This is a genomic window from Clostridium sp. CM036, assembly GCF_055081135.1.
Window position 1 is genome coordinate 62813 of record NZ_CM143652.1, and the last position, 14719, is coordinate 77531.

Below are 14719 nucleotides of genomic sequence, written 5' to 3' on the forward strand. Positions count from 1 at the left end.
ATGTAGGAGATGGAGTGAATGAAAGACATAATATTAAAAACTGAAAATTTATTTAAAACAGTTACTATAGGAAAAGAAAATACCAATATATTAAATGATGTGAATTTAGAAGTTGAAAAAGGAGAATTCATTTCAATTATGGGCCCATCAGGGTGTGGGAAGAGTACATTACTATATTTATTAGGAGGATTAGATAAACCTTCCGAAGGGAACGTTATATTAAATAATCAAGATATTAATAAATTATCTAATTCTAAAAAGAGTAGATTACGTTGCTCAGAACTAGGTTTTGTATTTCAATTTTATAATCTTGTCCCAGGATTAACTGTAGAGGAAAATATATTACTTCCAGTAGTAATGGCAAGAGAAAAGAGAGCGGATGTGAAGGAAAAGTTAGAGGAATTACTTAAAATAGTTAACTTGACAGATAAAAAAAAGCTTCGTCCTCATCAGCTTTCAGGAGGACAGCAACAAAGAACAGCAATTGCACGTGCACTTATAACAAATCCTAGTGTACTTCTAGCAGACGAACCAATTGGAAATTTAGATAGTGTATCTGGAAACGAAGTAATGAAACTTTTTAAAAGGATAAATGATGAACAAAAAGTTACGATAATTCAAGTTACTCACTCAAATGAATCTGCAGAATATGGAAATAGAATAATTAGAATGCGTGATGGACGGATTATTAACCATAGAGATGGAGTTGTAACGAATGAATAATAAAAAGATAGCAGCACTGTTTCCAGGACAAGGTTCACAATATATTGGAATGTGTAATAAGTTTGCAGACAATAAATGTGTAAACTTAATATTAGAACAAGCATCGAATAAATTAAATATTGATATAAAGAAAATGTGTAATGAAGAAAATAAGGATATTTTCAAAACTGAATTTGCACAGCCAATTATATTAACTGTAAGTTATATTATGTACAAGCTTTATAGAGAACTTGGAGGGGACGTACCAGATATAGCATTAGGACATAGCTTGGGAGAGTTTTCAGCATTGACATGTGCAGGGTGTATAAGTTTTGAAGATGCATTGGAACTTGTGAGCATGAGAGGTAAATTAATGAGTACTGTAGACAATGGCTATGCTATGACTGCAGTAGTTAATGTTAGTTATGAAAATCTTGAAAAAGTAATAGCAAAAATGAGTGAAAAAATATATATATCCAATTATAACTCTCCAACTCAAGTTGTTATATCTGCTAAGGCAGATATTATTGGAAAATTTGAAAAAGAAATTGAAATATTAGGTGGGAACACAAAAAGATTAAAGACATCTCAACCATTTCATACTGAAATTATGCAGGGTGTTGCAATTAAATTTGAAGAGTATATAAATAAATGTAAATTTTCAGAGCCAGAGTTTCATGTAATATCTAATGTAACAGCGGAAGTACATAAGGAAGAATTAATTAAAAAAAGACTTATACAGCAAATATACAAGCCAGTAAATTTCACTCAATGTATGAAAACTTTGAGAAGGCGAGGCATAGAGAATGCCATAGAATTTGGGGCGGGGAATGTATTAACGAGGATAGCTATTCAAAATTACAATGAGATATCAGCATATGCAATGGATGAATATGCTGATAGAAAGCAGCTTAATGACTTAATTAAATTTAATAAGAATAAATCAGTATCATTATTATATATAGTAAATTTATGTTTAGCTGAAGTAACAGGAACAAAATTTGAAAATTATATAGTTGAAGCACATAGAGGGTTAAATGAAAATTATAAAAAACTTGAGTTAATTCGTAATAATTTAGAACAGTCCAATAGTTTAAGTCATGAAAATATAGAGGAAAAGTGTGTTGAGTTATTAAAAAAATGTTTAATGTTAAAAAATGTTCCTATGAACGAGCAAAATAGTATATTAACGAACATAACATCATCTTTTAATGTATATAAGGAGCGTGAATATGAATTATAAAACAATTACGGAAGCCATACTTGATCTTGATAAATGTAGAGAAGAGTCAATAACCTTTATTCTCCATAATGATGAATATAAAGTTAAGTATTCAGATATTTTAGGAAAAGGTAAGCAAGTTTTACACATGATACAGAAGAACGGATTAGTTAAAGGAGATACACTAATTTTTCAGTTCGACGATAATGAACAATTCGTAGTTACATTTATAGCGTGTATTATAGGTGGAATTATTCCTGTGCCTATTGATAGAATACAAAATAAATTTAACATAGAAAGAATTAAAGGGATATTACAAAAGATGCCTAATTCATGGATTATTACAAGTGATTATGTATTAAATAGTGTCTTACAAATTATTGAACATACAGATGATAGTGCATTGATAGAAAAATTTGAAAAACAAGCCATTAGATACGAAAATTATACTGAATTTAATGAATCACAAAAAATTTGCAACCCTAAAGAAGATGATATTTGCTTAATACAATATTCATCAGGTTCAACTAGTCTACCAAAAGGAGTTCAAGTGACACATAAAGCGCTGATTTCAAATGTATCAGGCATTTATGAAGCCGTTGGCGGTACAAAAGAAAGTGAAATATTAACATGGACACCATTAACACATAACTTAGCGTTAATACCTTTTGTGGTACTGCCTTTAGTATATAAAGTTAACACTCATATAATGCAAACATCAATGTTTTTACAAAATCCACTTAATTGGTTACAAAAAATTGATGAGCACAAAATAACTTTTTCTGCAACACCAAACTTTGCATTTAAGTATGTATTACAAGCAATTCAAAAGCTAGGACTTCCTAAATTCGATTTATCATCATTAAAAGTTATTTTTAATGGTGGAGAGCAAATTTCTTTTGAGGCATGCGAAAGTTTTGTAAATATATTAAAACCGTTACAGTTATCACATAATTCAATTATTTCTGTGTATGGAATGTCAGAAGCAACGGTTTGCGTAACTATATCCCCTGTTAATGAACATATTTATGCAGGATATTATAAACGTGAAAGTTTAATTGGTGGAAAAAAGGTTGAGTTAGGTGATGAACAAAGTAATGATATCTGTCTGGTAGATGTTGGATATCCTTTGAATGGAATACAAATTAGAATCTGCGATAACAATAAAGTTTTAGTAGAAGAAGGAGTGGCGGGTGAAATTCAGTTGAGGGGAGACGCTTTGACTCCAGGATATTACGAGTTAGAAGAGGCTACGAAAAATCTTTATACTGATGATGACTGGTTAAAGACTGGAGATATTGGTTTTTTAAATAAGGGTAGATTAACTATTATAGGCCGTGAAAAGGATTTAATAATTGTTAATGGAAAAAATATCTACTGTCATGATGTTGAGAAATATGTAGAAGACTCAGGAGAATGTATAGAATTACAGGTAGTAGCTGTGGCAGCTTTTGATTCTATCTCACAGCGAGACAGAGCAGTTATATTTATTGAAAGTGATATAACATTTGATCAATTTAAAATTATGGCACTCCGAATAAAAGCATATATGGCATTAAACTATGGTTTAATAATTGATGATATTTTACCAGTGAGTAGTATACCTAAAACACTAAGTGGTAAGAAACAACGTTACAAATTAGCAGAGGATTATAAAAAAGGTGAATTTAACCAAATAAAGCAACAAATTAATACTATAGATTGCGGATCTAAATATTTAAAAAGTCCTAAAACTGGAACAGAAGAGATACTTTTTAATATATGGTGTGATGTTTTGAAAAATGATAAGTATGGAGTTGGTGATAATTTCTTTTTATTAGGTGGAAATTCTATTAAAGTTATTGCTATGGTTGGGTTAATAAAAGAAAGATTAAATAAGACGATCCCTGCATCTGTAATATTTAAAAATCCTACTATAGAAAGTTTATCTGTTATTATAGATAAAATGAATAGTGAAAATAATTTTACATTGAAGAATAATCCTAAAGAAGAGTATTATCCATTAAGTAAAGAACAACTTAGAATTTACATTAGTGCATGTCTTGCAGAAAATAATACTGTGTATAATATTCCTATAGCTGCAAGGATATACAATTGTTTGATTGATCCAGTAAAGGCTCAAAATATTATTAATATGTTAGTTCAAAAGTATGAAATTTTACGTACTAGCATAGAACTTGTGAATTTATCTCCTATGCAAAAGGTGCACAATAACGTTGAGATAAATGTTGGGTATAGGGAAATAGATGAAGAAGAGTTAAAGCTCGTTATTGAAACATTTGTAAGACCATTTAACTTAACAGAATCTCCTTTAATGCGTTTAGAAATAAATAATGTCGAAAATGATACGATTATTTTAATAGATATGCATCATATTATTAGCGATGGTACAACTATTTCACTTTTTTTTAATGAATTTTTAAATATATATTATGGAGGAGAACTTCAGCCACCAAGATTCCAATTTAAAGATTATGTAGATTATCAAAATAGTTCGGAATATGATTTAAAAATTCAAGAAATGGAAAAATATTGGATTGAACAATTTAACACAGAGGTATCACCAGTATATTTACCGGAGGATTTTGATAGATTAAAAGTTAAAAGATATAATGGTAAAAGAATAAGCTTTCAGTTAGATAAAGAAATTATAACAGAGGTATTAAATATAGGAAATAAATATAATGTAACTGAATTTATGACATTTTTATCTATATATAATATTTTTATAAATCTTTATACTGGAGAAAATGATATTGTAATTGGAACACCTGTGGCGGGGAGACATTTAAATGAAATTCAAGATATGTTAGGTGTGTTTATAAATATGGTTCCAATACGTAATAATTTTAATGATGAAGTGAAATTCAGTGAATTGTTAAAAATTGTATCAAATAACGTAATAAATGCACTTGATAAGGGAGAATATCCTTTTGATATGTTAATTAAAAAGTTAGGAATTAAGACGGATTCTAGTACAACGCCCTTATTTAATATAGCATTTGTTTATCAGAATTTTATGTATCCTGAAGTTCAAGGGATAAGATATACTTTAAAAGATGTTAATACATCTACATCACAATATGATTTATTATTAACAATTTATACGTTAGATGATGGATTTAAATTTGAATTTGAATATGATACTGATTTATTTAAAGATGAAACTATTGTTCAATTTATTAATTCATTTTATGACATTATTGATCAAATAACACAAAATCCAGAAATTAATATTAATAAAATACAAATCTATGGAAAACAAAATAGTAAAGTAACTATTCATATGTTAAAATAACATCTTGCTCTCATGTAATTTATTAAAGCAGCTTTTAAATTCATGAAGGGTATATGCGACCTGGTCATACGTTTTTATAACAGGAGTTAAATCAAAATGGACATTAATATATTAAAAAAAATTATTAATCAAATGGAACAGTCATCAATTTCATATTTAGAATATAAAGATAGTAACATAAGTTTAAAACTTGCAATGCAAAAAAAACATAACATAAATGACGAAATTGCATGCGCTATAAAAAATAAAGATATTTATTTAATAAAATCAAAGTACGTTGGAATTGTAAAAATCATAGATAATGAAAGCCATCAACCATTTGTTACTCTAGGACAAATGGTTGAAGTAGGTGATTTATTGTGCGTTATAGAATATCTAAACTTGTTTATTCAAATAAAATCTTGTGTATGTGGATATGTTAGTGAAATATGTGTTAGAAATCTATCAATGATTCAATATGGCGAAGTTCTATTTAAGATTGTTATGTAAGAGTCAAATTTAAGGGATTATATAAAGAAGTAACAAGATTATGTTGCTTCTTTATTTTTATGGACTTAAAGTAGTTACATTGGGCATAATATCGTTAATACATATTTGATAGGAGTTGTTGTAGCTATGACTAAACTAGGCACTATTAAACAAAACAAAAAACCTAACAGATTAATTAATGAAAAGTCTCCATACCTTCTGCAACATGCATATAACCCAGTAAGTTGGAATCCCTCGGGTGAGGACGCCCTTACCAAAGCAAAAGATAAACCAATCTTCCTTTCAATCGGTTATTCAACTTGCCATTGGTGTCATGTAACCTAAAGACTGCAATTTATGACAAAGAAGAAACCATTTAAAATCAATGTATTAAGATGCTTTTGCACTAAAACTTCAATTCCTATATAAGCACTAACTTAATTGTAGGTATTGTTTTTTTATGCCTTTTTAAATTGTTATTAAATAATATAGTTACAGAACAATTACTATTAACTAAAGCTGTGTATGTTATATATATGTAAGCGACAAATAACCCGTCACCTAAAATAATGTAATAATACTCCTATGAAGACGAGGAGTATTATTACATGAATAAAAGAAAATTTGAGGCACAATGGATGACATTAGTAGTAATTTGAAAAAAACTTGACATGCAACTAAAAGGTTGCTAATATAAAACTATGGATAAAATATTTAGTGCTCTTGCTGACAAGTCACGTCGTTACTTATTAGATCTGCTTTATGAAAAGAATGGTCAATCTCTTTCTGAACTATGTTCCCGGCTTGAAATGTCAAGACAGGCAGTATCAAAACATCTTTTAATACTAGAAAACGCCGATATTATAGTACCCATATGGAGGGGGAGAGAGAAGATTCATTATATTAATACTGTTCCATTAAGGCTAATTTCTTTGAGGTGGATAAATAAGTTTGATGAAATAAGAATTGAAGACTTGATGGAATTGAAAGGAAATCTTGAAAAATAAACTAAGGAGGATATTATGGAAGGATTTATGTATCAAATAGTTATATCGACCAGTGCGGAGAAAGTATGGGAAGCTCTTATTAAACCTGAATATACAAAAAAATATTGGTTCGGACGCAGTGTAATTTCTAAATGGAATGTTGGTTCCTCTGTATCAGTTATTACACCCGAAGGAAAAGAGGAAGTGAGAGGCGAAGTTATTGAATATAACCCAAACAAAAGACTTTCCTATACTTGGAAAAAGTTTCAAGAAAATACTGAAGAAAAGATCACAACAGTGGTTTTCGAAATACAAGAGATGGGACCCTTAACAAAATTAACGATTTTGCAAGATATAAATGCTGAAGATGCAAAATTCCAGCAAGCTGCTGCTGGATGGACTTTTATTCTTTGTGGAATAAAAACTCTATTAGAAACAGGAGAACCACTTCCGTCGCTTCCTTGGAAGCACTGATAAAGAAAATTGAATATAAAAAAATAACTTAGTATCTTGGATTAAAGAATGATACTAGGTTATTTTTATGGAAGGCTGGTTATATCTGACTGATAAAATGATGTTAATCGGGCGTTTGCATTAGAAATTATGAAATAAGATAAAACTTTCTTTACGGACGACACAAGTGTTTTTGTATTGATATAGGTATGCAACACAAAATTAAACCACTTGGATAAAATGTTATTCTTTATTTTTATGGACTTAAAGTAGTTACATTGGGCATAATATCGTTAATACATATTTGATAGGAGTTGTTGTAGCTATGACTAAACTAGACACTATTAAACAAAACAGAAAACCTAACAGATTAATTAATGAAAAGTCTCCATACCTTCTGCAACATGCATATAACCCAGTAAGTTGGAATCCCTGGGGTGAAGACGCCTTTACCAAAGCAAAAGCAGAAGATAAACCAATCTTCCTTTCAATCGGTTATTCAACTTGCCATTGGTGTCATGTCATGGAGAAAGAATCTTTTGAAAATGAAGAAGTAGCAGCTATTTTAAATAAATATTTTGTATCAATAAAGGTAGATAGAGAGGAACGCCCAGATATAGACAGTATTTATATGACCGTATGCCAAACTTTAACTGGAAGTGGTGGATGGCCCTTAACTATTTTTATGACACCAGATAAAAAGCCATTTTATGCTGGTACGTATTTTCCAAGGGAAAGTAGACATAGAATGCCAGGCATAAAGGATGTACTGAATTCTATAGCACAGCAGTGGAATGAAGAAAGAGAGAATATTATAGCATCTAGTGAAAAAATAGTAGAGCATATAAAAAACATTGATAAAAAGGTTAATCTAGTAGAACTAGGAGAAGAAATAGGCGAGGATGAAATACATAATGCATATAATAGCTTCAAGGGTGTATTTGATTGTGATTATGGTGGATTTGGAAGGTCTCCAAAATTTCCAGCGCCTCATAACTTGCAATTTTTATTGAAATACTGGAGAAATTATAATGAGCCTAAAGCATTAGAGATGGTAGAAAAAACTTTGGAAGCTATGTATGAGGGCGGGATTTTCGACCATATAGGGTTTGGATTCTCAAGGTATTCAACAGATGGGAGATGGCTCATACCTCACTTCGAAAAAATGTTATATGATAATGCACTTTTAGCTACAGTATATATTGAGGCTTTTGAAGCTACAGGCAAAGTATTCTACAAACAAGTAGCTGAAAAAATATTTATTTATATCTTAAGGGATATGACCTCTCCAGAGGGTGGCTTTTACTCAGCAGAGGATGCAGATAGTGAGGGAGAAGAAGGCACATATTATTTATTAACATTAAAGGAAATAGGTTTAGTTTTAGGTGAGGAGCTTTATGAAACCTATTGTAAACGCTACAATATAACGGTTGAAGGTAATTTTGAAGGTAGGAATATTCCAAATCTTATTGGCAAAAAAAGTAGCTCTAAGATAGATGAAAAAATAGAACGCAAATTAGAAGAGATGAGACAAAAGTTATTTGAATATAGGGAAAAAAGAATTCATCCTTATAAGGATGACAAGATATTAACTTCCTGGAATGGGCTTATGATTGCGGCGCTCGCTTATGGTGGAAGAGTTTTTGAAAATAGCGATTATATTACCCAGGCAGAAAAGGCTATGGATTTTATTTTAAGTAACATGATTAATGAAAAAGGAAGATTAATGGCTAGATACAGAGAAGGCGAAATAGCCCATTTAGGCTATTTAGAGGATTACGCCTTCCTTGTGCATGCTTTAATTGAGTTATATGAAGCTACTTTTAATGTAAAATACTTAGCTAGAGCAATAGAGTTTAATAAAAATATGCTTAAGTTGTTTAAAGATGAAGAGCAAGGTGGATTGTTTTTATATGGAGTTGACGGAGAAGAACTAATTGTTAGGCCAAAAGATATATATGATGGTGCTATGCCATCAGGTAATTCAGTGGCTACTTTAAATATGTTAAGGCTTGCTAGATTAAGTGGTAATAGTGAATTAGAAAATGAGGCATACGGGCAATTTGAGGCTTTTGCTTCAAAGGTTAAAACTATAGAAAGTGCTCATGCTTATTTTATGACGGCACTATTATATAGCAAGATACCAGGAAAGGATATTATTATCGCAGGAGAGGGGCAGGGTAGTGTTACTAAAGCTATGATTAAAGAGATTAATAGTAATTACCTCCCATTTGCTACAGTAGTAATAAACACTGGCGATGAAAGGTTAAATTCCATTAATAATGAGTTAAGAGCACATAAACCTTTGCAGGGAAAGACTACTGCCTATATTTGTGAGAATTTTACTTGCAAAGAGCCAATTACTGATTTGAAAAAATTCTCTGAGTATATTAAGATTTATTAATATGCAAAACAAATTGTAAAAAAATTGACAAATATGTACTGTAGTGATATAATTTAAGCTATTATTGAGTAATTATATAATTATATAATCATATAATCATTAAATTCCATGAAAAGGACAGTACTTTCTTATTAATCTTAAAGCGAGCAAGGGTAGAGTGTAAGCCTTGTAAGGTATAGGAAGTTAAGTGGGCAACTATTTAACAAAATTAGTATTAAATTAATTTTAGGAAGAGAACCTTGGAGAAGCTGCCTGAACTAGTTAAAAGTATTTTTGACTCTTATAGGGTAAGCCGCGAGTAGCGTTAACACATTGAGTGGACTTTATAGTCAACTAGAGTGGTACAGCGGAAGTATAACCCGTCTCTTTATTTAGAGATGGGTTTTTGTTATATTACAATATATATGGATTTTGAAATTAGGATTACAATTAATAAGTGTATCAAGTGAAATGCAGCGCAGGAGGGATAACAATTGTTATCTACCGCAGAGCAATACAGGAGGGAATTTTTATGGATTATAAAAAAATAGTTGCAGAAAGAATTAAACAATTGGTGGAGCTCGATATAGAAACAATAGAGAAGTTAATTGAAATACCCCCAAGACCTGAAATGGGAGAGTTTGCTTTTCCGTGTTTTCAATTAGCAAAAACTATGAAAAAAGCGCCTAATATGATAGCTAATGACCTAAAAGGAAAAATTGAAAATGAGGGTTTTGAAAAAATAGAGTGCTTTGGTCCTTACTTAAATTTCTTCCTAGACAAAGGAGTATTTATTAAAAATACTATAGAAAAAATATTAGAAGAGGGAGAAAGCTATGGTTCATCTAAAATAGGTGAAGGTAAGAATATGATAGTAGAGTATTCATCACCTAATATAGCAAAGCCATTTCACGTAGGACATTTATTCACTACAGTTATAGGTAACTCTTTATATAAGATACTTTCTTTTGAAGGATATAATTGTACTGGAATTAATCATCTTGGGGATTGGGGAACACAATTTGGTAAGCTTATTTACGCCTATAAAAACTGGGTAGACGAAGATGCATTAGAAAAAGAGCCTATTAATGAATTATTAAGAATTTATGTGAAATTCCATGAAGAGGCTGATATTGACCCAACACTTAATGATGAAGCAAAAATGTATTTTAGGAAATTAGAAGACGGTTGCGTTGATGAAGTTAAGCTTTGGACTAAATTTAGAGACTTAAGCCTAGTAGAGTTTAAGAAACTTTACAAAACTTTAAATGTTGAATTTGATTCTTATGCTGGGGAAAGTTTTTACTGTGATAAAATGGATGACATAATAAAAGACATAGATTCAAAGGGCCTACTTGTAGACAGTAATGGAGCTAAAGTTGTAATGCTCGATGAATACAATATACCACCTTGCATAATTAAAAAATCAGACGGTGCTACAATTTATGCTACTCGTGATTTAGCTGCAGCAACTTACAGAAAGAAGACTTATGATTTTCATAAAAATATTTATGTAGTTGGAAAAGATCAAGCTCTTCATTTTAAACAAGTATTTACTACTTTAAAGCTTATGGGCAATGAGTGGGCAGATGATTGTGTGCATGTACCTTTTGGCACAGTAAGATTTGCAGATAAAAAATTATCTACAAGAAAAGGCGATGTTATTTTCTTAGATGAATTATTAGATCAAGCAGTGGTTAAAACTCTTGAAGTAATAAATGAAAAAAATCCAGAGCTTGAAAACAAAGAAGATGTAGCTAAAAAAGTAGGAATAGGTGCTATTGTATTCACTTATTTAAAAAATCATAGAGAAAGAGATATTGTCTTCAATTGGGAAGAAATGCTTAGCTTTGATGGGGAAACAGGTCCTTATGTGCAATATACTTATGCAAGAGCAAAAAGCATATTAAGAAAAGTTGGAGAAAATAGCAATAAACCTGAAACTAATGAAGTTAGAACTAATGTAGAACCTGATTATAATAAATTAAATTCTAAAGAAGAATTTGAACTTGTTAAGCAGTTAGAAGGTTTCCAAAGTGCAATTATGGCTGCTATTGATAAATTAGAACCATCTATGGTTACAAGATATGTTATTGAGGTAGCAAAGGCATTTAATAAATTTTATAATCAGCACAATATATCAAATTTAGAAGATGAATCGAATAAAAAAGCAAAAATTAAAATGGTAGAATCTACTTGCCAAGTAATCAAGAACGCGTTAAACCTTATAGGGATAGAAGTTGTAGACAGAATGTAGCATATACTCGGTATTCCTTTGGATTTGCGTTATTGCAATTATTTGCAATAACGCTGTTTTTAATGTATTATTAGATTATAGAAAAATGTAAAACTTGTTTAGAATTATTTAGCAAATAAAAAACACATTTGTTGTAATAGATACTTTTCTTTTTTTATAGATTAGGGGGAACTATGTTTATCAAAAAATACAAAATTAAGGTTATTTTGCCTAACGAAATTTTCACCAAATATAAGATGGACACTATTGCGTATTTAGATATTGAAGCTACAGGGTTCGATATGGAATATGATAAAATAGTATTGATATCTTTAGGGTATTACTTAAACAAAGATGAATTTGAAATCGTTCAATATTTTGCGGAGGCGCCAAGCGACGAGGAGAGTCTTTTGAAAGAACTTAAGAAAGCGATGGGTAATTTTAAAAGATGGTGTTCTTATAATGGAACAGCCTTTGATGAGCCCTTCATAATTAGAAAGATGTACAGATATAATCTTGGGTTTAGAATGCCAAGGGAACATATAGATTTATTTAGGATTATAAGACCTTTTCATAAAAAAATGGGAATTAAAAATTGCAGTTTAAAAAGTGTAGAGCAGTTCACTGGTATTAACAGAAAAGATGAAATAAATGGGGCTATGTGGGTTGAACTATATAATGAATACCTAGTAAAACATGATGAAAAGTCTAAGGAAATTCTTATGCTTCATAATTATGAGGATGTTGTGAATTTGCCTAAAATTTTCAATGTAGTTGATATTATTGAAAATGATTTGGATCTTAAGAGAAAAGAAAAATTAGCTAAAAAACAAATGGCTTTTTTGAAAAGTAATAGAACAACTAATGAACCACTAAAAATGGTGAGTACCAGGTTATCTATATTAGCAAAATAGTGCATAGTTAAGATTAAAAAAAACAGTGGTATAGTACAAAAATGTACTATACCACTGCTTTTTTTATTGAATTTTATTGGGGGGCTTTATCTCACAACTATGGCTACAGCCTTTACAGCCATTTCCACAACCACAATCACCACTTGCTTGCTTTTTTATATTAGAATACAAGATATATCCAGCTACAACTATAATCACACCAACAATAATAAATTCCACGCTAGCATCACCTCTTTATATTTTATACTATATATTTTATGCTATAAATTTTTTATTATCCAATTATAATACTACCTACATTAAATATTATAAAAGAAACTATCCAAGCTAATAGCAATTGATATGTTAAAGAAAAAATTGCCATTTTATTTCCATATTCCTTTTTCATAGTTGCGATTACCGATACACAGGGAGTATATAATAATACGAAAACTAAGAAACTATAAGCCGATAGTGGCGTAAAATAATTAGCTAAAATATGTTTTAAATTACCTCCATATATAACACCCATTGTACCTACAACTACTTCCTTAGCCATAAGACCAGTTAAAAGTGCTACCGAATTTTGCCATGAAGCAAATCCAAGTGGTATAAATACTGGATTTATAAATTTTCCTATTGAAGCTAAAAAGCTAATGTTTATATCAACCATACCTGTAGTATTGAAATTTGATAAAAACCATATTATTACGGAAATTGAGAAAATTATAGTGCCGGCTTTCTTTAAGAAGCCTTTACCTTTTTGCCAAGTGTGTATTAATAAGCTTTTTGGTTCTGGTAATTTATATACAGGTAATTCTATAATAAAAGGTTCTTCATCCTTTTTGAATAAAGTATTTTTAAATAGTAGGCCAATTCCAAAGGCTAAACCAATACCTAGTAAGTATAATGAAAATACCATGAAGGTTTCTCTTCCAGGAAAAAATATTGATGCAAACAATGCATAAACTGGAAGCCTGGCATTGCAGGACATAAGAGGAACTAAAAGTGCTGTTAATTTTCTGTCTTTATCACTCTCTAGAGTTCTAGCAGACATTATAGCTGGAACAGAGCAACCGAAACCAACAATTAAAGGAATAAAAGCTTTACCTGATAAGCCCATTTTTCTCATTAACTTATCCATTATAAAAGCAGCTCTTGCCATGTATCCACTGTCTTCTAAAAATGAGATACCTAAGAATAATGTCAATATAACAGGTAAAAATACTATTACGGAACCAACTCCGCCTACGATACCATCAATTAGTAGAGAAGAAAACCAAGCGCTGTTACTCGCAAGTACAATACGTAAAAATGGAACGAAAAAATCATTAAGCAAACTATCTAGAAGATCAGCTAAAGGTTGTCCAACCCAGGTAAATGTAAACATAAAAATTAAAAATAAACTTCCGAAAAATAGCGGATAAGCAAGTATTCTATTAAGCACAATTTTATCTATTTTTTCTGTAATAGAAGCTTTATTATCAGTGTTTTTATTAGTAATTGATTTTAATAAACATTCAATGTAATCATAAGTTTCTTTTTCATCTTTAAATTTTAGACTGTTTGTAGAAGTGGTAATGTAATCCTTTTTGAGGAGGCAATCGCGAACATCAGAAATACCTTTACCTTTTGAAGCTACTATAGGTATTATTTTTACCCCTAGTTTTTGTTCTAAAAGTTTTAAATTAATGTCTATTCCCTTAGATATTGCTACGTCTATCATGTTTAATACTAAAATTATCGGTTTGTTAAATTGTTTTAATTGAGTTGTAAGGTATAAATTTCTATCAAGGCTCGATGCATCAACAATATTTACAATTACATCTACGTTACTGCTTTGCAAAAATTCCTTGGAAACTTTTTCTTCGTTTGAATAAGTGTCCATGGCATAAATACCAGGCAAGTCAACAATTTTAATTTTATTAGCTATAAAGCCTTCTTTTTTTTCTACGGTCACTCCAGCCCAATTACCTACGTATTGGTTAGAACCTGTAAGTGCATTAAATAGAGTTGTTTTGCCAACATTAGGATTACCTAGTAAAGCAGCAGTAATCATTCAAATCCTCCTTATTATA

11 protein-coding genes and 1 pseudogene are annotated in these 14719 nt (G+C 30.3%); 10 read left to right on the forward strand and 2 right to left on the reverse strand.

The annotated features are described in order from the left end of the window. Window positions 1-18 precede the first annotated feature (18 nt). The 10 genes and pseudogenes from ACWJKE_RS00200 to ACWJKE_RS00245 all read left to right on the forward strand — a co-directional run bounded on the left by ACWJKE_RS00200 (window position 19) and on the right by ACWJKE_RS00245 (window position 12662). A complete protein-coding gene (locus ACWJKE_RS00200; RefSeq protein WP_216301680.1) occupies window positions 19-723 on the forward strand; it encodes an ABC transporter ATP-binding protein in 705 nt (234 codons plus the stop codon). Beyond that, window positions 716-1945 (forward strand): ACP S-malonyltransferase, encoded by a 1230-nt coding sequence (gene fabD / locus ACWJKE_RS00205; protein WP_216301681.1) that lies wholly within the window; start codon window positions 716-718, stop codon window positions 1943-1945. The genes ACWJKE_RS00200 and fabD overlap by 8 nt, the downstream gene beginning before the upstream one ends. Then, window positions 1935-5222 carry a condensation domain-containing protein gene (locus ACWJKE_RS00210; RefSeq protein WP_216301682.1) on the forward strand — a complete coding sequence of 1096 codons (3288 nt, stop codon included), beginning with the start codon at window positions 1935-1937 and terminating at the stop codon, window positions 5220-5222. The genes fabD and ACWJKE_RS00210 overlap by 11 nt, the downstream gene beginning before the upstream one ends. Window positions 5223-5318: 96 nt before the next feature. Then, entirely contained in the window at window positions 5319-5711 is a 393-nt protein-coding gene (locus tag ACWJKE_RS00215; protein WP_216301683.1) for an acetyl-CoA carboxylase biotin carboxyl carrier protein, read from the forward strand. A 126-nt stretch (window positions 5712-5837) separates the two neighbouring features. Then, window positions 5838-6029: pseudogene (locus ACWJKE_RS00220) on the forward strand (DUF255 domain-containing protein); the annotation flags it as partial. Window positions 6030-6391: 362 nt separating this feature from the next. After that, window positions 6392-6697, forward strand: a complete 306-nt coding sequence (locus ACWJKE_RS00225; RefSeq protein ID WP_216301684.1) for an ArsR/SmtB family transcription factor — start codon at window positions 6392-6394, stop codon at window positions 6695-6697. 15 nt (window positions 6698-6712) lie between these two features. Next, the gene (locus ACWJKE_RS00230; protein WP_216301685.1) at window positions 6713-7150 is read left to right on the forward strand and encodes an SRPBCC domain-containing protein; all 438 of its coding nucleotides are present in this window, start codon (window positions 6713-6715) and stop codon (window positions 7148-7150) included. A 304-nt stretch (window positions 7151-7454) separates the two neighbouring features. Then, complete coding sequence (locus tag ACWJKE_RS00235; RefSeq protein WP_462959084.1) at window positions 7455-9533, forward strand: thioredoxin domain-containing protein; 2079 nt, start codon at window positions 7455-7457, stop codon at window positions 9531-9533. A 511-nt stretch (window positions 9534-10044) separates the two neighbouring features. Continuing rightward, window positions 10045-11769 (forward strand): arginine--tRNA ligase, encoded by a 1725-nt coding sequence (argS, locus tag ACWJKE_RS00240; RefSeq protein WP_216301686.1) that lies wholly within the window; start codon window positions 10045-10047, stop codon window positions 11767-11769. 173 nt (window positions 11770-11942) lie between these two features. Continuing rightward, a complete protein-coding gene (locus tag ACWJKE_RS00245; RefSeq protein WP_165414909.1) occupies window positions 11943-12662 on the forward strand; it encodes a ribonuclease H-like domain-containing protein in 720 nt (239 codons plus the stop codon). Window positions 12663-12725: 63 nt separating this feature from the next. Here ACWJKE_RS00245 and ACWJKE_RS00250 read toward each other — a convergent pair whose 3' ends face one another. Further along, window positions 12726-12881 (reverse strand): FeoB-associated Cys-rich membrane protein, encoded by a 156-nt coding sequence (locus tag ACWJKE_RS00250; protein WP_165414910.1) that lies wholly within the window; start codon window positions 12879-12881, stop codon window positions 12726-12728. Between the two features lie 55 nt (window positions 12882-12936). Continuing rightward, a complete protein-coding gene (gene feoB / locus ACWJKE_RS00255) occupies window positions 12937-14700 on the reverse strand; it encodes a ferrous iron transport protein B (RefSeq protein ID WP_165414911.1) in 1764 nt (587 codons plus the stop codon). Window positions 14701-14719 lie beyond the last annotated feature (19 nt).